Genomic DNA, 23824 nt, shown 5'->3' on the forward strand with positions numbered 1-23824 from the left:
GCCCCTTTTCTCTCCCCAATTCTAGTTTCTGCCCAAAGCTAATCTTCCAGCTTCGAGATAAAAATCCGCTGCAAATCGTTATTCCACAGCTGAATAATTTTGCGGGTCTTTTCTTTATTCCAAAAACATTTGCCAAATAAAATCAATCCCGCCCCTTCTAGATCGCGTTTATCTTCTATTTCAAATTGCGCCAATAATGGCTGTTTTATCCCATCGATAGGAATGCCGATATCTTTACTGTCAGCGGGATTAAGCCAGCTCATGGTCGGATCAGTGTGGGAGATAGTGCCCCAATACATGTGGGGTTTGTTATCGAGCGGGTCGGCATCGGCAAAGTTGACGAACAGGTTCTTCGCCCGCCAACGGTATTTACGCTCAGTGTCTGTGTATACCCAGAGATCAGATTTCGCCAAATCTGTACCGCGCAATAAACTGTGCAGTAACTTTTCGAGCCCTTGGCTTGGCACCCGTTTCTCGGTTGTGCGCGCAGCAGTGTTAACTTGATAGTCTGTTTTCGACTCTTGCACTTGACCGTCCGCTGACGATGCAACAGGTACTGGTGGCGACTCAGATATAGCAGATGACTCAGATATAGAAGACAACTTAGACGTTGGCGCTGTATTACTTTCCGATGGCGCGGTGGGCGCTTTGTTTGCGGGAGAATGGCGGCGGGGCTTGCGACTAAAATCGATCATTAACGCATCGGCGTCCACCAGCTGCTGATGCACTTCGATGGCATCTTGCTCCTCGCGGGACTTTTGCGCCGAGGGTTTAAATTCAATGCAATCGACTTGGTGATAACGCGAGCCGAAACAGGCGGCTTTGCCATCCTTTGAAGCTTTACGAAAATACGCTTTACCGCCGCACGCAGGGCAAATTAACCATTGCCGCAAACGCTCGATATCGTCATCGGATAATTGTTGAAACTTAAAAACACTGTAAGTGGTTCTCGCTGTTAAATGATCCTCTGTTTCGAGTTCACAAATGGCATCTAACATAGCGTTCTCCTTTATTCTTGCCTGCTGGCACTGATGCTCACAAAATCACTAAGCACAAGCATTCACCCCAAGGGTGATCATCGCTAACAGGATCAACATGCCCAGCACGCGGTAAATCAAACCTAAAGTACTGGTGCCCTGCGAGCTCATATCCGAGTGTGATGGCCTGATGTTTTCCTTTGCGGCATCTTGGGTTTTGCACTTCATTCAACATCCTTAAAATATTTCGCTAATGGTACCACTAAGCTTGATGGGATTAACGGCGCGGCTTTTGTGGCACTCGATGCATGATAAAAAGGCGTCAGCTGAGTGATTAACGCATTGAAACACATGAGTGCCGCCAAGGCATCGGCGGCGGCATAATCGATTTGCGCGCCAGATAATGGCACATGCTGCCAATTCGATAGGGTGATTTTTTTCGGTTTATCGATACGAGTGCCCAGCAGAGTCGCCACCAACTGGCGCGTCCCCATTTCTTTCTCCGCCCCAAGTTGCGCCAGCGCCCAGTTTAAATCTAACTTTGAAGTGACATTGATGCCCCATTGCCGCTTAAGCGCTCGCATATCACCGCGTAAGCCGACGCCGACTTTGAGTATGCTTTCATCTTCTAACAAGCTTTTTAGCTGTGCAAATTGCTCACCTAAAATGGCATGTTGAAATAGATAACAAGCATCCGCCGTCGCGATTTGGATAAGGCTCAGGGGATGTTGTACGCCGCGCTCAAAACTCGCACGGGTTTCAGTATCAAAACCTAAGACTTGCTCAGCCTGTAATCGCGCGACAACCGCATCAAACTCCGATGGTTGAACCACCTCAATGTGGAACTGTTGAAATTCAAAGGCCGCTAATGCCGCCATGTCAGCATCATCGATGCGAGTCGCTAAGGCAATCCGCTGCTGCAACCACAAATACGCCAACTGACGCTGCGCTTGCCGCTGAGTCTGAGTCTTCGCATTGGTGGACGTGTCAGTCTCGGCCACCACCTCACCTTCTAGCGGCTCTCCCTCTAACGCCTCGGTCGATGCATTGAGCTTACCGAGATAAGCTGTGCCCGCAGCATCCATTGCCGCAATCAAGCCGTTGGCATCTTTACCCAATTCTTTGCGTAACCAAGCCAACTTACTCGGGGAGATACAGTATTTCATTAACTTCATCGTCGCCCTTCCTTGTTGAGTTAATCCTCGATTGTCGATGCGCGCACCTCACTCGCCACGCAGTTTCTGTATCCCTGTCATCACAGCGAGTGCGACTGCGCCAGCAACGACGCCAAATAGGCCATTGAGCACACTTGGCGTCAGCACGGCAAGCACAGGTCCGACAAAACTCATCGCCGCGACTGCTTGCTCAGCATGGTGAATTTGCTCGCCAATCATGTGTAAGCCATGGGTTAAAATCCCGCCGCCCACCATAAACATGGCCGCAGTGCCGATAATGGTTAAACTTTTCATCAGCACAGGTGCGGCGCTCAATAAACCAAAACCCAGTTTACGGTTCATTTGCGTTAATGCCGACTCGCCTTCACGCTGACTCAAGTACAAACCCGCATCGTCCATTTTCACAATCGCGGCCACTAAACCATACACACCTATGGTCATGATGATCCCGATAACGGATAAGGTGAAAAACTGCGTCGACAGGGATTTGTCCGCCACTATGCCTAAGGTAATCGCGATAATCTCCGCCGATAACACAAAGTCGGTGCGAATCGCGCCTTTGACCTTTTCAGCCTCGTAAGCGGCTAAATCTTTGATGTCTGGGAGTTCGCTTTCCTCCTGCGTTTCGCTGTGTGGCTGGCCTTTTCTGTGGCTATAGCTGTGGTGCAGTTTTTCGAACCCTTCGTAACATAAAAACAGTCCACCAAACATCAATAACGGTGTTACCGCCCAAGGAATAAAGGCGCTGATCAGCAGGGCTGCGGGCACTAAAATGCATTTATTACGAAACGATCCCTTAGCTACCGCCCAAACGACAGGTAATTCACGCTCGGCACTCACGCCTGTGACTTGCTGGGCATTGAGGGCTAAATCGTCCCCAAGCACACCCGCGGTTTTCTTTGCCGCCACTTTACTCATTACCGCTACGTCATCCAAAATCGATGCGATATCGTCAAGTAAGGTTAATAAACTTGCGCCAGCCATGCTAAATCCCTCTACCAATCATCTATAAACCATTCTGCTTTTGCCATAGTAGCTTAGTTAGATTAGTGGCGTATAGCGAAATGCTTTCTAACTTAACTGCTTCAGTTACTTAGGTTATTGGGATCACTGACTCATGTCGACAAGCCTGCAATCTAGATCACACCTAAGGCGGAATTGCGCCACATTATTTATCGGAAAAGAGTATACTAAGGGCAGAATTTTTTACTCATTTGCCGTTACAGGATGTCAACATGACTCAAGATGAAATGAAAAAAGCTGCCGGTTGGGCCGCACTCAAGTACGTTGAAAGAGACAGTATTGTTGGTGTTGGTACTGGTTCGACTGTGAATCACTTTATTGATGCACTGGCGACCATGAAAGCTGATATCGAAGGCGCAGTCTCTAGCTCTGAGGCATCAACTCAGAAAATGAAAGCGCTGGGTATTCCCGTTTATGACTTAAACAGCGTTGATCGTTTATCTGTCTATGTGGACGGTGCCGATGAAATCAACGACCGTATGGATATGATCAAAGGCGGCGGCGCGGCGTTAACTCGTGAGAAAATTGTCGCGGCTGTGGCTGAAAAGTTTATCTGTATCGTGGATAACACTAAGCAAGTCGACATCCTAGGTGAATTCCCACTGCCAGTTGAAGTCATCCCTATGGCGCGCTCTTATGTGGCACGTCAGTTAGTTAAGCTAGGCGGCGATCCTGTGTACCGTGAAGGCGTTGTGACCGATAACGGCAACGTGATCCTCGATGTGTACAATCTTAAGATCCTTAATCCAAAAGAATTGGAAAGTCAGATCAATGAGATCGTCGGTGTCGTCACTAACGGTCTGTTCGCTAAACGCGGCGCAGATGTGTTGTTAGTCGGCACCCCTGATGGTGTAAAAACCTTTACCGCCGAATAAGTTAAGCGTTAACACTTACATCCCAGTCACACGGCTGCAGATGTAAAAAACACGGTTAAAATACGCGACAAAAATGCCAGCCACTTTATTCAAGGGCTGGCATTTTTTATGGTTCTTTTTAGGGTTAAATGTTATCTGACTAAGCCATCTATTCTCTGACTAAGCCGCCTATTCCCTAACTAAGGCCTATTCTCTAACTAAACCCACATCGCAGGCAACTTATATCAAGCGCTTAGCTTAAGCTCTAGCGACTATCTACCAAGCTCTGGCGACTCTTACCAAGCTCTTGCGACTAAGCCTTTTAAGTAGAATCCTTCTGGGAAGGCGCTACCGATTGGGTGATCGCTCGCTTGGCTTAAGCGTTCGATAAACTGGATTTCGCGTTTTGCGTCCAGCGCTGCATCGGCTACGATTTTTTGGAACAGATCCGCAGGCATTAATCCCGAGCAAGAGAAAGTCAATAACACCCCACCTGGATTCAACAACTGCAATGCAATCATGTTGATGTCTTTATAACCACGGCATGCCCCGTTTAACTGTGCCTTGTTATCGGCAAACTTAGGCGGGTCGAGCACGATCACATCGAAGGTTTTGCCTTCATCACGGTATAGACGCAGCAACTTGAACACATCGGCTTCGTTGTAATGCACATTGTCATCACTCAAACCGTTCACTTGCATGTTTAGACGCGCCGTCGCTAATGCTAAAGAAGACACATCGACGTTTTCTATGCTGGCAGCGCCTGCTTTCGCGGCGTACAAACCAAAGGTGCCTGTGTAGCAGAAACAGTTCAATACCGATTTATCTTTCACAAAACGGGCGGCAATGGCGCGGTTATCACGTTGATCGAGATAGAAACCTGTTTTATGGCCTTTAATCACATCGACGGCGATCTTGATGCCGTTTTCTTCGATAATCACCGGCATTTCTGGCAGCGTGCCGTGTAGTAAACCCGTAACAGGCAGCAGGCCTTCTTTCTTACGGGAATCAACATCGGAGCGCTCATAGATAGCGCAATCAGGATATTGCTCAGCCAATAACTCAACTAAGGTATCACGCCATAAATCAGCACCTGTGCTCAGTAACTGGCACACCAACACATTGGCATATCTGTCGATGGTGATCCCAGGTAAACCATCGGACTCAGCAGCCACTAATCGATAACCCGTTAAGCCTTGCTCGCGGATTAAATCATTACGGCCAATTTGCGCCCGCTGTAAACGTCTGGCAAAAAACTCGCGATCAATTTCTTCTTCGCGATCAAAAGTCCAAATCCGCACTTGGATTTGCGACTCAGGCGACCAAGCACCACGACCTAACCAATGACCATCATGCGCGACCACATCGACTGTTTCACCGGCTTCTGGTTTTCCCTTAATGTTATGAATAGCATTGGAAAATACCCAAGGATGGCGACGCTCGAGCGACTTCTCGCGGCCGGGTTTAAGTTTGATTCTGATAGCCATAGTTGCCTTAAAAATAGTGCCGCCACTAAAAAATGGCTGCAGTCTAAAAAATTGGAAACGGATGATATACCCAATGTCACCTGAGTGCGAGTACCGAACGCGCCGCAGCGCTTATTTGCCATCATCCACGGGTTGCCGATCATACCTTATTTGCGCCACGAAACCTGCGCAAGAAACGCCATTTTTTCCATAAATTGGGCAATTTCTCTGCTCTCTCGATCGCGCTGGTCTCGATTTTCACAACATCATTTTAACTTAAGTTGAAAGTTATTGGTCTAAGTGCGGGTCTCATTATCGCAACAGGAAAAAGCTCTGCGCATTCGAAAGGCTCGTTTAGCCCGCGCACAAGATATTCAAACGAATCGCTCGATAACAACTAGGCTTACTCCTGTGTTTATTAGTCAATGCTTTATAAGTCGTCGATTTACAGCAGTCGTTATCAAAGCAACCAAATCAAGATTACTCATTAGCAGTCACACTCAAAAGGATTAGAACCATGTATAAGAAAACACAAACTGCACTGACTGGCGCCGCATTAGCGATGGCAATGGCAAGCATGGCGGGTTATGCCAATGCCGCCGAACCTATGGCTGGCGCCGACAGTACCGATCTCGTACATTGTTATGGCGTGAATACCTGTAAAGGCCATAACGATTGCAAAACCGCCGATAACGCCTGTGCCGGACACGCCAGCTGCAAAGGCAGTGGTTTTGTGGCTATGCCATCAAAAAGCTGTGGTGATGTCGGCGGTAAAGTCGCTGATGATTGGGTGGGCAAAATTGCCAACGCCGAATTGGTTCACTGCTATGGCGTTAACACCTGTAAAGGCCATAACGATTGTAAAACTGCCGACAATGCCTGTGCAGGCCACGCCAGCTGTAAAGGCAGTGGTTTTGTCGCAGCACCGGCAAAATCCTGCGGTGATATCGGCGGCAAAGCAGGCGCTTAAACGCCAATATGCTGATTAAAAATCGTGACCAGTTTGTGCTGGTCACGTTTATCCCCCTGTTTACCACACATTCAGCAGAAGACTTAAGGATAAGGAGTCAATGTGGCGCAAGATGTCATCACGCAAGCACCATTAGGTTTTGGCTTAGGTCTGAGGACACAGCATTTTGATGCCGTGCTCAATACCGAGCCCGATATCGATTGGTTTGAAGTGCTCTCGGAAAACTACATGGTTGCCGGCGGCAAACCCCGCTATTACCTCAAGGAAATTGGCGAGCGTTATCCCTTAGTCATGCACGGTGTTTCCCTGTCGATTGGCAGTACCGATCCGCTCAATATGGATTACCTTAAAGCCTTAAAGCAGCTCGCCAACGATGTGCAGCCCCAATGGATTTCCGATCATATCTGCTGGACCTCAATTCACGGGGTGAACAGCCATGATCTCCTGCCACTGCCCTATACCGAAGAAACCGTTAAGCATGTGGCGCAGCGGATTAAAACCGTCCAAGACTTTTTAGGTCGCCGCATTTTGATGGAAAACGTTTCTAGCTATTTGTCCTATCAAGATTCCAGCATGGACGAATGGGAATTCGTTAATGCCGTTGCTGAGGCAACAGACTGTTTAATCTTGTTAGATATCAATAATATTTACGTCAGTGCCCGCAATCATAATTTCAATCCGTTGGACTATTTGAATAAAATCAATCCCAAACGGGTGCAGCAATTCCACCTCGCCGGACACAGCGACTATGGCGACTATGTGATAGACACGCACGACCATGATGTAACGAGCAGCGTGTGGGACCTCTACTGTGCAGCACTGAAACGTTTTGGCGGCATCAGCACTATGATAGAGCGCGACGCCAATATCCCCGAGTTTTCCGCCCTCGAAGCCGAACTCACGATTGCCAGAAATATCGCCCGCGATACCTTAGGTGAGGTACATCCACTCAACGCCGCCAAAGGTAGAAAGAACATGCATGAAGGAAAGGTTATCGCATGAGCCAACTTCAGCAGCTACAACACGCATTTATGGATTATCTGCTGGCGAGTGCGGCGGTAGATACGCCGTCAACCCTTGAGAAAACCACGCAAACCTTCAAAGATAAGATTGCCGAGCAAGGCGGCATTAATGCCGATATTCGGATGCAGATCTATGCCAATGCCTATCGCATTCGTTTAACCGAAACCCTCGAAACCGACCACGAAATGCTTGGCATCTATCTGGGTGATGAACTCTTTGAACGCATGGCCAAAGGTTATATTGCCAGTCAGCCATCGGCGTTTACCTCACTGCGCAGTTTTGCCGATGCCCTGCCCGACTACTTAACCCAAGATGCGTTTTTCAGTCAGTATCCGATCATTGCCGATATTGCTCGCTTCGAGCGGCGTTTATTGAATGCCTTCGATGCTTTTGATACCGAGCGCGCCACTTTTGCGCGCCTGCAAGCACTGCCTGCCGAGCAATGGCCGAGTTGCCAACTGCGTTTTCACCCCAGCGTGCAGCTATTCCAATGCAACAGTAATGCAGTTGAAACTTGGCAAGCATTAAAACAGCAAGAATCACCGCCAAGTCCCGATTATCAAGGCAAACGAGCTTGGTTACTTTGGCGCGGCGAAAGCCGATTAACTGAGTTTATTTCCCTATCCGAATATCAACTCGCCCTGCTGCTGGGATTTATCGGCGGTGCCACCTTTGCCGAACAATGCGAAATGATGTTAGCATTTTATAGCGACGCGCAGGCGCCGATGCAAGTGCTGCAGGCACTGCAAGCTTGGTTTCAAATGGGGCTTATCCGCGACATCGCATAATGCACAAATCGGTTTGAGGGATTGAGTGTTAGCCAGATTTAAAGTGAATAAACTTGAGTGAGTTTAAGTTGTTTTATTTGGCTTGATTTAGCGAGCTCAACTGAATGAGTAATTAACTCCGCAGCGCCAACTCAACAATCACTGGCGCATGGTCAGTACTGTAGGCATCACGCTCATATTCGGGTCTGACTAAGTGCCTGTCGCAGGTTTGATAATCCACCACTTGCGCTAAACTGCGGCCATGGCTCGCATCAAACTCACTCGAAAGCAAAATATAATCCAGCACAGAACCTTTGGGGCCATAGTAATGGGTCGCCGCTCTGTGTTCCCTATGGTAAGCGGTATTACCCGTCAAACTGTCCCTCAAGTTCGCTTCAATAAATAACTCATAGGCATCTTTAAGTTGATACTGAGCAAACACCGCCGCTAACGCCGCATCCGATAAATGCCCAAGGCCAGCGGCTTTAATATCATTACTGTGAAGGCTCTCGCCCTGAATCGTTAATGCATCTAAGGCGCCCATCGTCAGACTGTCATTAAAGTCACCCATCACTATGACGGGATGTTTAGATGCTTGCCTGCGTACTAATATGCCATTGAATAATAACGCAGCTTCCGCGCCGCGCTGAATGGTTGATGCCCAGCGGCCTAAGGCTTGCTCTGTGAGTAATTGGGTTTCTGAATGCAGTTTCATGCTCGCTGCGGGCGCCGAGTTATCGAATCCTAGGGGCTGATTTTCAAATCGCTTAGGTTCAAGTGGCTGATGTTCAAATAGCTTAGGTTCGAGCGCTAATCCGGCGCGTTTTGATTTAAAGTGCACCACATAAAAATCACACTTACCAATATGCGGCACCTCAACGGTTGCGCGCAGCACCTTACGGCTAAAGGTAAATTCACTCGATAATCCCATCGCCGCCACTAAGCGCGCATCAGGTTCGACACTGCTGATTTTCACTATGGGATAACGGGAGGCAAGCGCGACCACAGGGCTGCGATAAATGTAATCACTGATAAGAGTTGGCGCATCAATGACAGCAAAATGCACTAGCCCTTGCTCGCTGGCGATTCGTTTGAGCGGTTCTGGACTAAACACTTCTTGAAATCCGACAATATCAGGCTGACGATGGGCGAGAAACTCACTCAGCCATTGGCACTTTTTCTGCCACTGACCATGGCTATAGATATTTTCAAAATCGTAGTAAGCCAAAGGCGGCTCTATAAAGTTAAACAGATTGATACTGGCGATCTTGATATTGGCGACTCTCATCTGGGCGATGTCATTATGCTCAACAGCCACAGCTATGGAGTCCAACTCATCAACATCGATATTGTATGCCACGGCTTAATACCTCCAAATCTGAATACGGCGACCTGTCTGAACCTGTCTGAACCTGTCTGAATGATCACCTTGACTCACAGGTACAGACACTACAAGGGTATACCCGATGCGCATCAATGCCAAATAATCCATTTGAGATAAGGTGTTAGCCAAACTTAATCGACGCATCAATATCCGAGCCCCGATATATCAATACCCAATGCCCGATATCCGATACCACTAAAAGACACCTCATAGAGGCAGCATTACAGCCAACGCCCATAAAACAAACAAATCAACAACAAGCCACTGCACATAAATTCATCAAGCAGTCCAACAACCATACACAGACCTAAGTAGCATCATAATGTTAACATTTAATTAAAATCTAAATTTAAACAAAAACATAGGTAACGACTTGTGCGGTTGACTTTAACTTTTGGCCCATTAGAATGATGGCGACTTTTAATCATTGCGGAGACCCACTGTGGGCACACACATAAGCGACAGTAGATGCCCTGTCCAAAAGACAGGATTTAACGCCTAGCACTAGCCCGCAATATTTTGCTGCTACCTGCTAAGCAGGGTAGTAGTGTGAACCATTCTTCACTCCGCCTCCCCCAAAATATCAATCACAAACCATAAAGCTTGAGCCTATGGCTGCGCTTTTCGCAATTCCAGCATATTCGCTGGGGTTCAGTTATGTGTATTTTTTGCATCTCAAAGCAAGTTTTTGCCTCAGTACCCTCCGTTTACCCGATGGATTAACACCTAAGGGTTTACACCTGAGGAGCCTTAACATGGCTTACATAAACAACGCAGCAATTTTGCGGTCTTTATCCTGTGCAAGTTTCAGCTTGTACTACAGCATGAGTGCGGCAGCATCCCATCTCGAAGTGGATGATCCCGCCCTCGCAGAACACTGCGAATTAGAACTCGGCTGGCAACAACCTAGGTCGGATCATGCTCGCCCACAATTTAACGCAACCACGACTTGCAGCCGCAATCAATGGGAATGGCATTTAGGATTAGCGTCCAATACCAATGACGATATTCGTGAGGAGCAAGCAGAGGTCGGCATTAAGCTACCACTCAACGTAAACTCCCACTCAGATCCAGAGCAGCAACAGGATGATTGGCACAGCGCACTGGTAATCAACTTGCAGAAAAACCTCGATGCCAGTAACGAATTAGCCACCGAAGTCTTCGGCATTATGGGTAAAACCTTAGGCGATTCTGATGTCAGTCTCTATGCCAATTTAGGTTTTACCCATGAGTTTAATCAATCAACCCAATTGCTTGTGGGTATCGCGGCGGCGTATGAACTCAGTAGTCACCATCGCGTGATAGCCGAGATTTATCAAAAAGAATTGAGCGAGACTACCTATCAGTTCGCTTATCAACACTCGCCGCAACAACAGCTACAGCTGGAATTGAGCTTAGGCAATGCCCTTCGTGGCAACGCGCTGCAACTTGGCGCAGACATCACCTTTTACTTTGGTCACTAGATCGTTGAGAGAATGAACTATGAACATGAATAACAGCACAAACAACACTAAAAAAATCATCCATAACCTGCAAATGATTATCGAGCAACGCAGTGCCAGCGCCATGGCTGAATTAGCCGAAAAACGCCACCCTGCCGATATTGCAGCCGTATTTAACGTCTTTAATCAAGCTCAACAAGTCCTATTATTGCAACTGGCCTCACCTAAGGTTTGCGCCAATTTGTTTCGCTACCTGACCGATGAATTGCAAGCCAGCTTAGTACAGCAATTAGATAAAACCACGCTTTCTGCGCTACTGGTTCACATGGCTGCAGATGAACGTGCCGACCTCTATAATCTGCTCGATGAAACCCAGCAAGCGGCGATTTTACCTGCGCTAGCATTGGCCAAACGGGAAGATATGCGCACCCTCGCCGCCTATGATAAAGCCAAGGTCGGCGCTGTCATGACCTCGGATTACACATTACTGAATAGCCGCCATACTGCGGCAGAAGCCATCGATACCCTACGCACAGAGGCCGCCGATAAGGAAACCATTTATCAAACCTATGTGGTTGATATGTTAGGCCGCTTAATAGGAACTGTATCGCTAAGGCAGCTATTGCTGGCGCAGCCGCATGAGCGAGTGGTCGATTTTATGAAGCCCGATCCCGTCGCCCTTGATGCCAATGCCTTTCGCGAAGAAGCGGTGCAGATGATCGCCCATTACGACTTAATGGCGCTGCCAGTAGTCAATGGGAAAGGCCAGCTCGTCGGTATCGTCACCTATGATGATGCTATGGATATTGCCAGCTCACAGGCGGATCTTGAGTTCACAAAAACTGCGGCCATCGGCAATATTGACCATAACCTCAAGACAGCCAGCATAGGCTTACTTTACCGCAAGCGCGTGGTTTGGCTGGTGATTTTGGTCTTTGGTAATATCTTCTCAGGGGCCGGTATCGCCTTCTTCGAAGACACTATTGCCAGTTATGTCTCTTTAGTCTTCTTCCTACCTCTGCTGATCGATAGCGGCGGCAATGCGGGCTCACAATCGTCAACCTTAATGGTACGCGGCTTAGCCACAGGGGAAGTGGTTCTCAAAGATTGGTTATCTATGCTAGGGCGCGAGTTATTTGTCGCCGGATTATTAGGAGCCAGCATGGCAGCGGCAGTGTCCTTGCTCGGATTTTGGCGAGGCGGACCTGAAATCGCGCTGGTTGTGGCACTCACAATGCAAATTGTTGTGATTATTGGCAGCTTGATTGGTATGTCATTACCCTTCTTGCTGAGCAAGTTAAAGATGGACCCTGCGGCGGCGAGTGCGCCACTCATCACCTCCATCGCCGATATCATAGGCGTGCTGGTTTATTTCAGCATTGCAACTATGGTGCTCGACTTACCCATGCCATAGGCATGCAATAAAGCCTTCATAGCGCTAATCAATAGCGATAAAACCTCGAAGTGAACCAGCTGACTTGACCCAGTTTTCAATGTTAGCTTGGTTCACTTTTCATTCAAAAAATAGGGTTAATTTGCGCCAACGCATTAAAGCGACAAAAACCCTAAAAAAATTAAGAATAAAGCGCAAGGATCAGTTAATATTTCAACACCAAAATGGTTTTACTTTTTATTAACATTGCAGTATTTACCGCAGAGCCCAGTCACTGTAAATCGATAAGCAATAGCCATAGTCCTTGCGACGTTAGAGGTTTTTTTATGTGGTTTAATTCCCAGCTCAAAGCTGAAAATAAGGCGCTTAAAGAGCGGCTTATCCAACTAGAACAACAACGCCAAAATGAAATCGACGAACTGCGTGGCATGATCCGTGAAAATGAGACTATGCAGCAGCAATCACGACAAAATGCGGATCACTACACTGAGGTCATTGCCTGCCAAAACCAAGGTGGAGACATGCTCAATGCGGTGCGCGAAGGTTTAGCCAACAGCGCCGAATTACTTACCTCCGAACAGGATTCACTGTCAGAACTTGATAAGATTTTTGATCAAACCCGCATCGCCGTGGCAAGTTTAGGCACTCGGGCGACTTATATTAATGAGCAAGCGTCGAGCAGCATGAAAGCCGTTACTGAGCTAGATGCGACGACCTCTTCAATCAACCAGTTTGTTGCCGCAATTCAAGGTATCTCAGAACAGACGAACTTGCTGGCATTGAATGCCGCCATTGAAGCCGCCCGCGCAGGCGAAGCAGGACGCGGTTTTGCAGTGGTTGCCGATGAAGTGCGCCAACTTGCCAGTAAAGCCCACGAAGCCAGCAGCCACATTGAAAAACTGGTAAAGCAAATCGTTATTCAAGCGGCTGAAATTAAAGAAATTGTCCATAACAATCAAAGCAGCGCTATCGATGTTGCCAGCTCTTCTACCCAAATCGGCCAAGTGGTTGAAGATGTACTGCATCGCTCAAAGCAAATGCAGCAGGTTATCCATAACGCTGCTACCGCGTCATTCTTGAATACCACTAAGCTCGACCACGCAGTCTGGAAAAGTAGTGTTTATCAATTAATTGAAAAACCACAGCATAACCACAATGTGAACTCACACACTGAGTGCCGCCTAGGGCAATGGTATTTCAAAGGATTTGGTGCCGAGAATTATCAGCATTTAAGTAACTTCAAAGCATTAGATGCACCACATAAAGCGGTACACGAGGCAGGAAAAGCGGCGCTCAATGCGAGACAAAAAGGTAATTTACCTGAGATGGTCAAACAACTGCACTCAATGGAAGACGCCAGTATGCGTGTTGTGCACTGTATTGATAATCTGATGCGTGACGTCTATCGCGCCTGATGTTTGCAGTCGCATTGATAAAACCTACCTAAGAGCGCCATATTCGCGCTCTTTTTTATCGTTAAAAACGATATAGTAAATTTCATCTTAGAAAATCAACCCCTAGCTATACTTGATTTGAACACAGCGTTCATCTTTAATCATTTTAAGAGCAAGCAGTGAGACTCAATTATAACGTTCTAATCTTTAGGGTTATTAATGAAATTAGTCACAAACTTTTTGCTATCACTTATCCTCTGCAGCGCTTTCTCCCTGAGCGCACAGCCGCTAAACATCTATACGGAAGAATGGTCACCGATCAGTTTCTCTGTTGATGGCAAACCTGCTGGTTTAGCAGTACAAGTCGTAGAAGAAATTCAAAAACGCATCAAGAGTCCAGACCCAATTAAAGTCGTACCTTGGGCTCGCGGCTGGAAAATGTTGACCGAGCAGCCCAATACTGTGTTATTCACTATGACGCGCACCGCAGAAAGAGAACAGATGTTTACTATGATTGGACCTGTTGCTGTCGGCACAACCAATTTTTATGCCTTAAAAAATAGCGGTATAAAAATTACCTCAATAGAAGATGCTAAAACGGCGAAGGCAATTGGTGTCTATCGTGCCTCAGTGGAAGAGCGCCTATTGCTCGAACTGGGATTTACAAACGTTGCCGCCTCATCCGCGCCCTTATTGAGTGCAAAACAACTGATGAAGCACCGTATCGACCTTTGGTGTAATGCCAATCTCACCGCGCCGAGTATTTTATCGGATGCGAGTGCAAGCATGGATGATGTAGAGTCCCTCTTCACTATTAGCGCTAACCATCTGTATATTGCCTTCTCGCGAGGCACGCCCAATGAGGTGATCGAGCAATGGAAAAGTGCCCTAGAAGCGATAAAAGCGGATGGTACTTTCGCAACGATTTACCATACTTGGCTCCCCAACGATGCGCCGCCCATGCAGACCGAACGTATCGGGCTGGGTCACTAAACCCATTGTTCCAGGTTTTAAGTGCTGAACGTTAAACTCTATGACTCTTCAGCAAGCACTTAGAAAGGGCACTCGCAAAGCCAGTCGATACGCTCACCCGTAATAGGATGATTAAACGCTAAGCGGGTCGCATGCAGCATTAATCTGCTGTTACTCACCACTTCTGTCATGTTTGGGTCAAGTGCATCGGCGTTATTAGCCACACTCTCACCCACGCCACCATAGAGATCGCATCCCAGAATCGAGTGGCCAAATTGCTGGCTGTGGATCCGCAGTTGATGGGTTCGGCCGGAAACCGGGGTAAACTCGACCCGCGTGGCAAAAGGGTCGGTTAACCGTTCCAGCACCCGATATTCGCTGATCGCAGGTTTACCTGTGCTGTGGCAAATTTTTTGTAGTGGGAAATGATCACTATCTTTAGCGATCGGCAGTTCAATCACCCCGCTGTCAGCGGCGATATGTCCGTGCAACAAGGCGGTATAACGCTTCTCGACTGTGCGCGCCTGAAACTGCTTGGTCAGCAAGCCATTCACGGTTTTATTTAGCGCCACCAGCATGATGCCCGAAGTGCCAAAATCAAGCCTGTGCAGCAAAGTGGCCGTCGGAAAATCCTGCACTAAGCGATAATGCACTGAATCGAGATTGAGCGGATTCTTCCCCGACAGACTCAATAATCCGCTCGGCTTATCAATCAGCAGAATGTCGCTATCTTGATAAAGCACGCGTATTTGCCCGAGGCAAGGCGGCGCAATAAACGTATCAACTTTAGTAGGACTAGCGGCTGGCGCAGGCATAATTTTCTCAGGCAACATAAATAGAAGATAAAAAGAGTTAAGTCATACTCAAAACAAACTCAGTAAAACAGACTAAGTAACCCAATAAAACAAATTCAAGAATTGAGCAAGACAGACACGGGCCTAAATAATAAGGCCGCATAACCTAAGTTATGCGGCCCTCTCATTCACGGCATTAACCCTGTGGCTTATTTAGCCAGTACGCGCAGATGCAGTTCTTGTACTGACGTCACATTAGTACGATCATCAGCGGCATGGGCCATACACGTGGCGAATGCAGCGTTCATGGTCGTGGTGTAGTTCACTTTGTAACGCAGTGCACCGCGGCGCAATTGACGAGAATCTTCAATCGCTTGGCGACCTTCGGTAGTGTTCACGATATAAGTGTATTCACCATTCTTGATGCGATCGAGAATGTGTGGACGACCTTCGTGTACCTTGTTCACTAAACGTGGGTTGATACCCGCTTCGCCAAGGATAATCGCAGTACCGTGAGTGGCATCGATTTGGTAACCGAGCTCGATTAACTTAGCCGCTAAATCGGCAACGCGTTTCTTATCGCTGTTACGCACAGACAATAACGCACGACCCGACTTAGGCACTTCAGAAGTGGCACCTAACTGCGCCTTGGCATAGGCTTCGGCGAACGTATCGCCCACGCCCATGACTTCACCGGTAGAGCGCATTTCTGGGCCTAACAGTGGGTCAACACCCGGGAACTTGTTAAATGGCAACACCACTTCTTTCACTGAGTAGAAAGGTGGGATCACTTCTTTAGTGAAGTTTTGCGACGTTAAGCTTTGACCCGCCATCACACGCGCGGCAATCTTAGCCAAAGGCACACCGGTCGCTTTAGACACGAATGGCACAGTACGGGCAGCACGTGGGTTAACTTCAATCATATAGATTTCGTTATCTTTCACGGCGAACTGTACGTTCATCAAGCCAACAACACCGAGTTCCATCGCCAACTTGCCGACTTGAACGCGCATGCGATCTTGGATTTCTTGGCTTAGCGTGTATGGCGGCAGCGAACAACCTGAGTCACCGGAGTGAACACCCGCTTGTTCGATATGCTCCATAATCGCGCCAATCACCACGATTTCACCGTCACATACTGCGTCGATATCCACTTCAATCGCATCATCTAAGAAGCGATCGAGCAATACTGGGGATGCGTTCGATACGCTCACGGCTTCGTTGAAGTAACGTAGCAAATCTTGCTTGTCGTAGACGATTTCCATCGCGCGGCCGCCAAGTACATAGGATGGACGCACAACTAGCGGATAACCGATACGCTCAGCGGCAATCACAGCACCTTCAACCGTAGTCACGGTATCGTTTTCAGGCTGCTTCATCTCTAAGCGTTGAATCGCTTGTTGGAAACGCTCACGGTCTTCGGCGCGGTCAATTGCATCTGGGCTAGTACCAATGACAGGTACGCCAGCGGCTTCTAAGGCTCGGGCCAATTTCAATGGTGTTTGACCACCGTACTGCACGATAACGCCTTTTGGCTTCTCGATGCGGACGATTTCTAAAACGTCTTCCAGTGTAACGGGTTCGAAGTACAGACGGTCTGAAGTGTCGTAGTCGGTTGAAACGGTTTCAGGGTTACAGTTCACCATGATGGTTTCATAACCGTCTTCACGTAGCGCTAACGCCGCGTGCACACAGCAATAATCGAACTCGATACCTTGACCGATACGGTTTGGCCCGCCACCTAACACCATGATTTTGTCACGCGTCGATGGGTTAGCTTCACATTCTTCTTCGTACGTTGAGTACATGTAAGCTGTGTCTGTTGCAAACTCAGCCGCACAGGTATCCACACGCTTGTAGACTGGGTGCAGGTCAAACTTATCACGCAGCTTACGCACTTCGGCTTCGTTCACGCCTAATACATCGGCCAGACGCGCATCAGCAAAACCTTTACGTTTCAGTTTGCGCAGTAAGTCATGATCCAGACCAGCCAGCCCAACTTCAGCAACCACACCTTCAAGCTTGATAAGCTCTTCGATTTGTACGAGGAACCAAGGGTCGATATTGGTCAGCTTAAAGATTTCATCTAAGCTCAGCCCCGCACGCATCGCATCGGCTATGTACCAAATACGGTCGCAACCTGGCTCTTTCAGCTCATGGCGAATACGTTGCATTGCCTCCGGTTTTGCCATATCAGTGATAGGGTCTAAACCGTTACGGCTAACCTCTAAACCACGTAAGGCTTTTTGCAGTGACTCTTGGAAAGTACGGCCAATCGCCATCACTTCACCCACAGACTTCATCTGTGTGGTTAAGCGATCATTGGCGCCAGCAAACTTTTCAAAGTTAAAGCGTGGCACTTTAGTCACAACGTAATCGATAGCAGGCTCGAATGACGCTGGCGTGCGACCGCCAGTGATGTCGTTCATCAGCTCATCAAGGGTGAAACCAACCGCTAACTTAGCGGCGATTTTCGCAATCGGGAAACCCGTTGCCTTTGATGCCAATGCTGAAGAGCGCGATACACGTGGGTTCATCTCGATGATAACCATACGGCCATCTTTCGGGTTGATACCAAACTGTACGTTCGAACCGCCGGTCTCAACACCAATCTCACGCAGTACGGCCATAGAGGCGTTACGCATGATTTGGTATTCTTTGTCAGTCAGGGTTTGCGCTGGCGCAACGGTAATAGAGTCGCCAGTGTGTACACCCATAGGATCGAAGTTTTCGATGGCGCAGACGATAATGCAGTTATCGTTGCGGTCACGTACCACTTCCATCTCGTATTCTTTCCAACCGATCAGTGATTCGTCGATCAGCAGTTCACTTGTTGGCGATAACTCTAAGCCCTGTGAACAGATCTCTTCGAACTCTTCCTTGTTGTAGGCGATACCGCCGCCCGAGCCACCCATAGTAAAGGATGGACGGATAATACAAGGGAAACCCACTTGATCGAGTACGCCGTAAGCTTCTTCCATGTTGTGGGCAATGCCCGCACGTGGACAGTCAAGACCGATACTTTTCATCGCTTTATCAAAGCGGCTACGGTCTTCAGCTTTATCGATGGCATCGGCAGTCGCGCCAATCATCTCGACGTTAAATTCTTTCAGTACACCTTTAGCTTCAAGTTCTAATGCGCAGTTCAGTGCGGTTTGGCCGCCCATGGTTGGCAGAATCGCGTCTGGGCGTTCTTTAGCAATAATGTTACGGACCACTTCCCAGTGAATCGGCTCGATATAAGTGGCATCGGCCATTTCTGGGTCAGTCATAATGGTGGCAGGGTTAGAGTTCACCAGAATGACACGGTAGCCTTCTTCACGCAGCGCTTTACACGCCTGTGCGCCAGAATAGTCAAATTCACATGCCTGACCAATCACGATTGGGCCGGCGCCTAGGATAAGAATACTCTTTATATCTGTACGTTTTGGCATTGCTTCTCTCTTCTCCTAGCTAGCGTACTACTTGGCGTTCTGACGGTATTGTTCAATAAGCTCGATAAAGTGATCGAACAGAGGTGCGGCATCGTTCGGGCCTGGACTCGCTTCAGGGTGACCTTGGAAGCTAAACGCAGGTTTGTCCGTAAGATGGATACCTTGCAGTGAACCATCAAACAGCGACTTATGCGTCACCTTAATGTTGGCGGGTAGCGTGCTTTCATCGGCAGCAAAACCGTGGTTTTGGCTGGTGATCATCACGTTACCTTTCTCGATGTTGCTCACTGGGTGGTTTGCACCATGGTGACCAAACTTCATCTTTAAGGTTTTTGCACCTGAGGCCAGAGCCAACAACTGATGACCTAAACAGATACCGAAAATCGGTGTGTCGGTTTTCAGGATCTGTTGAATTGCTTCAATTGCGTAATCGCATGGTTCTGGATCGCCAGGGCCGTTCGAAAGGAACACACCATCGGGATTCATCGCCAGCACGTCGGCGGCAGAGGTTTTAGCTGGCACAACAGTGACGTCGCAACCGCGGTCCACTAACATACGCAGAATGTTTTGCTTAACGCCGTAGTCGTAGGCTACTACTTTGTATTTAAGCTCATTTGCTGGCGTATCTGCAGGTAAACCGCCCACTAAACGCCAGCTACCTTTGCGCCATGGATAGGCTGCTTTAGTTGTGACTTCTTTAGCGAGATCCATGCCTTTTAAACCGGGGAAGGCTTTGGCAGCGGCGAGCGCTTTTGCTTCGTCTAAGTCTGCACCAGCCATAATACAACCGGCTTGAGCACCTTTTTCACGGAGAATACGAGTTAACTTGCGGGTATCGATATCTGCTATGCCAACGACATTGTTCGCTTTGAGATAATCACTTAAGCTTTGTTGATTGCGGAAACTACTTGCGATGAGCGGAAGATCACGAATGATAAGACCACAAGCGTGAACCCCATCGGATTCAACATCTTCATCATTGGTACCAGTGTTGCCTATGTGTGGGTAGGTTAATGTTACAATCTGGCGTGAGTAGGATGGATCAGTTAAAATTTCTTGGTAACCTGTCATGGAAGTGTTAAAAACAACTTCACCAACAGAGAGACCATCGGCACCAATTGCTGTGCCAGAGAATACAGTTCCATCTTCGAGTACGAGTAAGGCAGACTTTGTCAACGCGACCTCCATAAAGAGCCAAGCCACTGAAATATAATGTTTTTTGTGTTTTGTTAAGATACCAATTTCCGCTAATTTACGAAATTTTGACAAATTCCGACGAGTTTACAGGAAAAACGTGAAACCGTCCACCCATTGGTATCTGGGTGCAAAAAAAAACGCCATATCGGCGTTTTTAATATTAATGCAAACCTAAAACCTGCTGCATATCATACAAGCCCGGTTTTTGCTCCACGAGCCAGTGGGCGGCACGCATAGCGCCGTTAGCAAAGGTCATACGACTCGAAGCTTTATGGGTGATCTCTAAACGCTCACCGATATCGGCAAACATGGCCGTATGTTCACCGACTAAGTCACCGGCACGAATAGTCGCAAAACCGATAGTTTCACGGTCACGTTCACCCGTGATCCCTTCGCGGCCATACACGGCACATTTCTCAAGATCACGACCTAAGGTCTTAGCAATCACTTCACCCATTTTCAGGGCCGTGCCCGACGGCGCATCTTTTTTGTGTCTGTGGTGACCTTCGATAATTTCGATATCCGTGTAATCACCCATAACTTCGGCAGCCAGTTCGAGTAATTTCCACATCAGGTTGACACCCACAGACATATTCGGCGCCATCACTACCGGCGTTTGCTCGGCAAAGGCATTGATCTGTTCTTTTTGAGCATGATTGAAACCGGTTGTGCCAATCACCATGGCTTTCTTATGGCGCACACACCAATCTAAATGGACAATACTGGCGTCTGGCGCAGTGAAATCAATCAAGACATCAAAATCATCGGTCGCGTAATCCAGCGAATCCATGATCATGACCTTTAATTTACCCACACCAGCTAGCTCACCTGCATCCACGCCTACTAAACTAGAGCCAGCGCGCTCAATAGCAGCACCCAGCAATATATGGTCGTGATTGTAAGCCGCTTCAATAAGAGTGCGTCCCATACGACCACCAGCACCGACGATTGCCACTCTCACTTGTCCACTCATTTCAATCTCCTCAATCTTTCTTTGTCTTCCATAAGAAAACGCCTAAGACAGGCTTAGGCGTTTTATCAATATTAGATGATATCTAATAATTCAACTTCGAATACCAAAGTTGAATAAGGAGGAATCGATGCCCCCGCGCCGCGCTCACCGTAAGCTAGGTGATGTGGAACAAATAATTTCAACTTAGTGCCTACTGGCATCAGTTGCAGTGCTTCAGTCCAGCCAGCGATAACGCCAGATACAGGGAACTCAGCTGGTTGGCCACGAACTACAGAGCTATCGAACACATCACCATTGATGAAAGAACCATGGTAGTGAGTACGCACTGTATCTTCGTAAGTTGGAGTAGCACCGTCACCTTGGACTAATACTTCGAACTGCAGACCAGAGTCAGTCACAGTCACGCCATCACGCTTAGCATTTTCAGCTAAGAAGGCATCGCCTTCAGCAGACGCAGCTGCAGCAGCTTGCTCTTGAGCAGCTTGAATACGACCGCTAATTTCAGTGAACGCAACTTGAAGATCTTGCATAGACACAGCACTTTCTAAACCGGCGAACGCATCGGCTAAACCCGCTTGAACGGCTGGAATATCCACACCATCAAAAGAATTGGCGGCCAGTTGCTCACCCATTTGACGGCCTACACCGTAGCTTGCTTGCTGTTCAACAGTACTGAATTTATCAGACATAATTAACGACTCTCAATTTATCAGTGGAATTTTGCGCGCCAGTTTACCATAGTTCCGCGACCTATGCTGATAAACTGACTGCTTATTTAACTAAGGCGGCTTTTTTACACACTTATTGCGTATTTATCCAAAAGCGTAAATAGGCTAAGGACGCATATTGTCCAGAAAACAACCACTAACACTCAGCTAAGTGGCACTTCGCTATGCTGCGTGCAGCTTATTTCGGCGCCACACATTGATTCTTCACTTGGGTTTTAGCACTGGCATAGAGTGGCTGCATCTGCCCTTGCAGTTGTTGCAACTGAGCGATACGGTTACTGTTCGAAGGATGGGTCGATAATAATTCTGGCCCCTGACTGCCGCCCGCCTTCGACATATTCTGCCATAACGCCACGCTTTGCGCCGGATCGAAACCGGCTCTCGCCATCAGCTCTAAGCCCATCACATCGGCTTCGCTCTCTTGAGCGCGGCCAAAGGGCAGAATCACCCCAACCTGAGCACCGAGTCCTAACGCCGACATATATAAGTCGCGATTTGACACGCCACTCGCCCCCAACGCCGCATCGGCTATTTGCATACCGACGCCCGTTAACTGTCCGCGAGAAACCTGCTCGTTACCATGTTGCGCCAATACGTGCGCCACTTCGTGACCAAGCACAGTAGCAAGCTGATCAGGACCATTGGCGACCTTAAGCAATCCGGTATAAACCCCAATGTGGCCGCCCGGCAGTGCAAAGGCGTTAACTTGTTCTGAGTCAAACAAAACCACATCCCAACGCTGAGTTTGGTCCGGCAATACTGCCGTCACCCGATTGGCGACACAATTCACGTATTGCGTCAGCTTTTTATCGCTACTCACCTTTTGCTGCTTTTTCATCTCTTCAAAAGAAGCATCACCCATCTGCTGCATCTGCGCCGCTGAAAAGAGCAAAGTCTGCCCTCGCCCCGTTGGCGATTGCGTGGTCGCACAGGCCGATAATCCGAGCACGACCGCCAAACCCACTAAGCCTAAACGCATTGATTTCATCTGGCACTCCTTAAATCCCATGACGGGCGTGAAGATCCTTGAGCCAAACGGGCTCAACTAATAAAGAGATTTTACTGAGATAGGGTCGATAAGCCAAATAGAGAAACACTGGCGACGAGCGTTATCGATACCTTGCACCTAAAGGGAATTAATACTCTTCTTTTAACAAGGCGTAGAGATACTCATCGCCCCACGCGCCCTTAAAGAAGATGTTTTTCACATAATGGGCTTCGCGCCTAAAGTGGAGTTTTTCGAGTAAGCGACAGCTGGCAAGATTTTGTGCGTCGGTGATCGCAATAACGCGATGCTTATGTAATTCAATGAAGAGGTAATCCAGCAATGCGCTGACGGCCTCAAAAGCGACCTGTTTACCTTGATGCTCAGGCGCAATCGTAAAACCGATTTCTACCTGCTGCTCATCAATAAAGTGCAGCGCCAGATCGCCAACGAGCGCGGTCGGTGTTGCTCCCGACGCGGCAGTGACAATCGCAAGTTGAAACCATGTATCCGCCGCACCAAATTGTGCGTAATCCATATTGTCGAACAGCGCGACTGCATCGCTATAACGGTAATCCGTCCAGCTTTGATATTGGGCGACCTTAGGGTCGGCTCTATAGACGGTAAAAGCCTCAAGATCCGCTAGCTGGAATGGCCTAAGTACAAAGTGCTCGGTCGTTAAACCGTTACTCACCACTTTATGAAGTGCTTTGCTTAACGCCAATGTCGATGCCATAACTTAGCTCCCTTAATGTAAATAAGTCACTAAGTTACACCCAGAGCGAAATCGTTAACAGCAGCCAATGCGCTTTATTCTGTTATCGGTTTAGTGATAGCAGCACGCCAAGCTTGAACGCTATGGATAGCTTCACT

At 48.1% G+C, this 23824-nt stretch carries 21 protein-coding genes; 8 read left to right on the forward strand and 13 right to left on the reverse strand.

The genetic code is table 11. The annotated features are described in order from the left end of the window. Window positions 1–38: 38 nt before the first annotated feature. Genes OX890_RS18105 through OX890_RS18120 form a run of 4 tightly spaced genes read right to left on the reverse strand, consistent with a single transcriptional unit; the run spans window position 39 to window position 3136 of the window. Complete coding sequence (locus tag OX890_RS18105) at window positions 39–998, reverse strand: hypothetical protein (protein WP_268649678.1); 960 nt, start codon at window positions 996–998, stop codon at window positions 39–41. A gap of 48 nt (window positions 999–1046) precedes the next feature. Then, entirely contained in the window at window positions 1047–1205 is a 159-nt protein-coding gene (locus OX890_RS18110; protein ID WP_268649679.1) for a hypothetical protein, read from the reverse strand. Beyond that, window positions 1202–2152 (reverse strand): 3'-5' exonuclease, encoded by a 951-nt coding sequence (locus tag OX890_RS18115; RefSeq protein ID WP_268649680.1) that lies wholly within the window; start codon window positions 2150–2152, stop codon window positions 1202–1204. The genes OX890_RS18110 and OX890_RS18115 overlap by 4 nt, the downstream gene beginning before the upstream one ends. 48 nt (window positions 2153–2200) lie before the next feature. Further along, a complete protein-coding gene (locus tag OX890_RS18120; protein WP_011847549.1) occupies window positions 2201–3136 on the reverse strand; it encodes a DUF808 domain-containing protein in 936 nt (311 codons plus the stop codon). 251 nt (window positions 3137–3387) lie between these two features. Here OX890_RS18120 and rpiA point away from each other — a divergent pair, with 251 nt between their 5' ends. Further along, a complete protein-coding gene (rpiA, locus tag OX890_RS18125) occupies window positions 3388–4050 on the forward strand; it encodes a ribose-5-phosphate isomerase RpiA (RefSeq protein ID WP_006082772.1) in 663 nt (220 codons plus the stop codon). Between the two features lie 275 nt (window positions 4051–4325). Here rpiA and OX890_RS18130 read toward each other — a convergent pair whose 3' ends face one another. Next, entirely contained in the window at window positions 4326–5516 is a 1191-nt protein-coding gene (locus OX890_RS18130) for a class I SAM-dependent rRNA methyltransferase (protein ID WP_006083894.1), read from the reverse strand. A 496-nt stretch (window positions 5517–6012) separates the two neighbouring features. Between OX890_RS18130 and bufA2 the strand changes: the two genes are divergently transcribed. The 3 genes from bufA2 to OX890_RS18145 all read left to right on the forward strand — a co-directional run bounded on the left by bufA2 (window position 6013) and on the right by OX890_RS18145 (window position 8276). Continuing rightward, a complete protein-coding gene (bufA2, locus tag OX890_RS18135) occupies window positions 6013–6465 on the forward strand; it encodes a BufA2 family periplasmic bufferin-type metallophore (protein WP_268649681.1) in 453 nt (150 codons plus the stop codon). A 102-nt stretch (window positions 6466–6567) separates the two neighbouring features. Continuing rightward, window positions 6568–7467, forward strand: coding sequence for an MNIO family bufferin maturase (gene bufB / locus OX890_RS18140; RefSeq protein ID WP_268649682.1), 900 nt, complete (start codon window positions 6568–6570; stop codon window positions 7465–7467). Continuing rightward, window positions 7464–8276, forward strand: coding sequence for an HvfC/BufC N-terminal domain-containing protein (locus tag OX890_RS18145; RefSeq protein ID WP_012586994.1), 813 nt, complete (start codon window positions 7464–7466; stop codon window positions 8274–8276). Before bufB ends, OX890_RS18145 begins: the two co-directional genes overlap by 4 nt. Before the next feature lie 112 nt (window positions 8277–8388). Here OX890_RS18145 and OX890_RS18150 read toward each other — a convergent pair whose 3' ends face one another. Continuing rightward, window positions 8389–9615: an endonuclease/exonuclease/phosphatase family protein gene (locus tag OX890_RS18150; RefSeq protein ID WP_268649683.1), complete on the reverse strand. Its 1227-nt coding sequence runs from the start codon at window positions 9613–9615 to the stop codon at window positions 8389–8391. Window positions 9616–10394: 779 nt separating this feature from the next. Between OX890_RS18150 and OX890_RS18155 the strand changes: the two genes are divergently transcribed. The 4 genes from OX890_RS18155 to OX890_RS18170 all read left to right on the forward strand — a co-directional run bounded on the left by OX890_RS18155 (window position 10395) and on the right by OX890_RS18170 (window position 14861). After that, the gene (locus OX890_RS18155; RefSeq protein WP_268649684.1) at window positions 10395–11102 is read left to right on the forward strand and encodes a hypothetical protein; all 708 of its coding nucleotides are present in this window, start codon (window positions 10395–10397) and stop codon (window positions 11100–11102) included. A 19-nt stretch (window positions 11103–11121) separates the two neighbouring features. Further along, window positions 11122–12495, forward strand: coding sequence for a magnesium transporter (mgtE, locus tag OX890_RS18160; protein ID WP_268649685.1), 1374 nt, complete (start codon window positions 11122–11124; stop codon window positions 12493–12495). Window positions 12496–12800: 305 nt separating this feature from the next. Beyond that, window positions 12801–13889, forward strand: coding sequence for a methyl-accepting chemotaxis protein (locus OX890_RS18165; RefSeq protein WP_268649686.1), 1089 nt, complete (start codon window positions 12801–12803; stop codon window positions 13887–13889). A gap of 198 nt (window positions 13890–14087) precedes the next feature. Continuing rightward, complete coding sequence (locus OX890_RS18170; RefSeq protein ID WP_268649687.1) at window positions 14088–14861, forward strand: substrate-binding periplasmic protein; 774 nt, start codon at window positions 14088–14090, stop codon at window positions 14859–14861. A 59-nt stretch (window positions 14862–14920) separates the two neighbouring features. Here OX890_RS18170 and OX890_RS18175 read toward each other — a convergent pair whose 3' ends face one another. The 7 genes from OX890_RS18175 to OX890_RS18205 form a co-directional block, all read right to left on the reverse strand. Next, a complete protein-coding gene (locus tag OX890_RS18175; protein ID WP_268649688.1) occupies window positions 14921–15655 on the reverse strand; it encodes an RluA family pseudouridine synthase in 735 nt (244 codons plus the stop codon). Between the two features lie 188 nt (window positions 15656–15843). Beyond that, a complete protein-coding gene (gene carB, locus OX890_RS18180; protein ID WP_263221762.1) occupies window positions 15844–19068 on the reverse strand; it encodes a carbamoyl-phosphate synthase large subunit in 3225 nt (1074 codons plus the stop codon). A gap of 27 nt (window positions 19069–19095) precedes the next feature. Then, entirely contained in the window at window positions 19096–20256 is a 1161-nt protein-coding gene (carA, locus tag OX890_RS18185) for a glutamine-hydrolyzing carbamoyl-phosphate synthase small subunit (protein WP_086010614.1), read from the reverse strand. Window positions 20257–20425: 169 nt separating this feature from the next. Beyond that, window positions 20426–21238, reverse strand: coding sequence for a 4-hydroxy-tetrahydrodipicolinate reductase (gene dapB, locus OX890_RS18190; protein ID WP_006082785.1), 813 nt, complete (start codon window positions 21236–21238; stop codon window positions 20426–20428). A gap of 71 nt (window positions 21239–21309) precedes the next feature. Next, entirely contained in the window at window positions 21310–21927 is a 618-nt protein-coding gene (locus OX890_RS18195; RefSeq protein WP_006083907.1) for an FKBP-type peptidyl-prolyl cis-trans isomerase, read from the reverse strand. A gap of 217 nt (window positions 21928–22144) precedes the next feature. Further along, window positions 22145–22954 (reverse strand): M48 family metallopeptidase, encoded by an 810-nt coding sequence (locus OX890_RS18200; RefSeq protein WP_268649689.1) that lies wholly within the window; start codon window positions 22952–22954, stop codon window positions 22145–22147. 148 nt (window positions 22955–23102) lie between these two features. Then, window positions 23103–23687, reverse strand: coding sequence for a GNAT family N-acetyltransferase (locus OX890_RS18205; protein ID WP_126492602.1), 585 nt, complete (start codon window positions 23685–23687; stop codon window positions 23103–23105). Window positions 23688–23824 lie beyond the last annotated feature (137 nt).

This window comes from Shewanella sp. DAU305 (genome assembly GCF_026802235.1).
Taxonomy (GTDB): domain Bacteria; phylum Pseudomonadota; class Gammaproteobacteria; order Enterobacterales; family Shewanellaceae; genus Shewanella; species Shewanella baltica.

Bases quoted from the DNA above. Each gene is read 5' to 3' on its own strand.
- rpiA (WP_006082772.1), top strand. From the start codon at position 3,388: ATGACTCAAGATGAAATGAAAAAAGCTGCCGGTTGGGCCGCACTCAAG.
- bufA2 (WP_268649681.1), top strand. From the start codon at position 6,013: ATGTATAAGAAAACACAAACTGCACTGACTGGCGCCGCATTAGCGATG.
- carB (WP_263221762.1), bottom strand. From the start codon at position 19,068: ATGCCAAAACGTACAGATATAAAGAGTATTCTTATCCTAGGCGCCGGC.
- OX890_RS18105 (WP_268649678.1), bottom strand. From the start codon at position 998: ATGTTAGATGCCATTTGTGAACTCGAAACAGAGGATCATTTAACAGCG.
- carA (WP_086010614.1), bottom strand. From the start codon at position 20,256: ATGGAGGTCGCGTTGACAAAGTCTGCCTTACTCGTACTCGAAGATGGA.
- OX890_RS18200 (WP_268649689.1), bottom strand. From the start codon at position 22,954: ATGAAATCAATGCGTTTAGGCTTAGTGGGTTTGGCGGTCGTGCTCGGA.
- OX890_RS18115 (WP_268649680.1), bottom strand. From the start codon at position 2,152: ATGAAGTTAATGAAATACTGTATCTCCCCGAGTAAGTTGGCTTGGTTA.
- OX890_RS18205 (WP_126492602.1), bottom strand. From the start codon at position 23,687: ATGGCATCGACATTGGCGTTAAGCAAAGCACTTCATAAAGTGGTGAGT.
- OX890_RS18110 (WP_268649679.1), bottom strand. From the start codon at position 1,205: ATGAAGTGCAAAACCCAAGATGCCGCAAAGGAAAACATCAGGCCATCA.
- OX890_RS18195 (WP_006083907.1), bottom strand. From the start codon at position 21,927: ATGTCTGATAAATTCAGTACTGTTGAACAGCAAGCAAGCTACGGTGTA.
- OX890_RS18145 (WP_012586994.1), top strand. From the start codon at position 7,464: ATGAGCCAACTTCAGCAGCTACAACACGCATTTATGGATTATCTGCTG.
- dapB (WP_006082785.1), bottom strand. From the start codon at position 21,238: ATGAGTGGACAAGTGAGAGTGGCAATCGTCGGTGCTGGTGGTCGTATG.
- OX890_RS18175 (WP_268649688.1), bottom strand. From the start codon at position 15,655: ATGCCTGCGCCAGCCGCTAGTCCTACTAAAGTTGATACGTTTATTGCG.
- OX890_RS18170 (WP_268649687.1), top strand. From the start codon at position 14,088: ATGAAATTAGTCACAAACTTTTTGCTATCACTTATCCTCTGCAGCGCT.
- mgtE (WP_268649685.1), top strand. From the start codon at position 11,122: ATGAACATGAATAACAGCACAAACAACACTAAAAAAATCATCCATAAC.
- OX890_RS18155 (WP_268649684.1), top strand. From the start codon at position 10,395: ATGGCTTACATAAACAACGCAGCAATTTTGCGGTCTTTATCCTGTGCA.
- OX890_RS18165 (WP_268649686.1), top strand. From the start codon at position 12,801: ATGTGGTTTAATTCCCAGCTCAAAGCTGAAAATAAGGCGCTTAAAGAG.
- OX890_RS18120 (WP_011847549.1), bottom strand. From the start codon at position 3,136: ATGGCTGGCGCAAGTTTATTAACCTTACTTGACGATATCGCATCGATT.
- OX890_RS18130 (WP_006083894.1), bottom strand. From the start codon at position 5,516: ATGGCTATCAGAATCAAACTTAAACCCGGCCGCGAGAAGTCGCTCGAG.